This is a genomic window from Streptomyces sp. S.PB5 (genome assembly GCF_030403745.1).
Lineage (GTDB): Bacteria > Actinomycetota > Actinomycetes > Streptomycetales > Streptomycetaceae > Streptomyces.
Genome location: NZ_JAQMWP010000064.1, coordinates 1 through 1184, shown reverse-complemented (window position 1 = coordinate 1184; position 1184 = coordinate 1). Strand labels below are relative to the sequence as shown.

Annotated in this window: 1 protein-coding gene; it reads left to right on the top strand. The window is 67.8% G+C overall.

Annotated elements, in window-relative coordinates; all coding sequences use genetic code 11:
* Positions 1-1184, top strand: a 1184-nt coding sequence (frc, locus tag PH203_RS49575) for a formyl-CoA transferase (RefSeq protein ID WP_289929539.1), incomplete at its 3' end; no start/stop codon positions are given.

The following is a 1184-nucleotide window of genomic DNA, read 5'->3' as shown; positions in this document are numbered from 1 at the left end:
ATGACGAGGGCTCTTGAGGGTGTCCGTGTGCTGGATATGACGCATGTGCAGTCGGGTCCGTCGGCGACGCAGTTGCTGGCGTGGCTGGGGGCGGATGTGGTGAAGGTGGAGGCGCCGGGGGGTGACATCACGCGCGGGCAGCTGCGGGATGTGCCGGGGGTGGACTCGCTGTATTTCACGATGCTGAACTGCAACAAGCGCAGTATCACCCTGAACACGAAGACCGGGCGGGGCCGGGAGATCCTGACCGAGCTGATCCGGGGTTCGGATGTGCTGGTGGAGAACTTCGGTCCCGGTGCGGTGGACCGGATGGGTTTCACCTGGGAGCGGATCCGGGAGATCAACCCGCGGCTCGTGTACGCCTCGATCAAGGGGTTCGGGGAGGGCCCGTACACCGGCTTCAAGGCGTACGAGGTGGTGGCGCAGGCGATGGGCGGGGCGATGGCCACCACCGGCTTCCAGGACGGCCCGCCGATGGCGACCGGCGCGCAGATCGGGGACTCCGGGACCGGCATCCACGCCGTCGCCGCGATCCTGGCCGCCCTCTTCCAGCGCGAGTCGACGGGGCGGGGGCAGCGGGTGAACGTGGCGATGCAGCACGCGGTGCTGAACCTGTGCCGGGTCAAACTCCGCGACCAGCAACGCCTGGCCCACGGCCCGCTGGCGGAATACCCCAACGACGACTTCGGCGACGAAGTACCCCGCTCCGGCAACGCCTCCGGCGGCGGCCAGCCCGGCTGGGCCGTCAAGTGCGCGCCCGGCGGACCCAACGACTACGTGTACGTCATCGTCCAGCCCGTCGGCTGGCCACCCCTGGCCGCGCTGATCGGGCGGCCGGAACTCGCCGACGACCCCGAATGGGCCACCCCCGAAGCCCGCCTCCCCAAACTCACCAAGATGTTCCAGCTGATCGAGGAATGGACCGCGACCCTGCCCAAATGGCAGGTCCTCGAACAGCTCACCACCCACAACATCCCCTGCGGACCGATCCTGTCCACCCGCGAAATCATCGAGGACACCTCCCTCGCCGCCAACGACATGATCGTCCAGGTCGACCACCCCGAACGCGGACACTTCACCACCGTCGGCAACCCCCTGAAACTCTCCGACTCCCCCACCCACATCACCCCCTCACCCCTCCTCGGCGAACACACCGAAGAAATCCTCATCAGCGAACTCGGGCT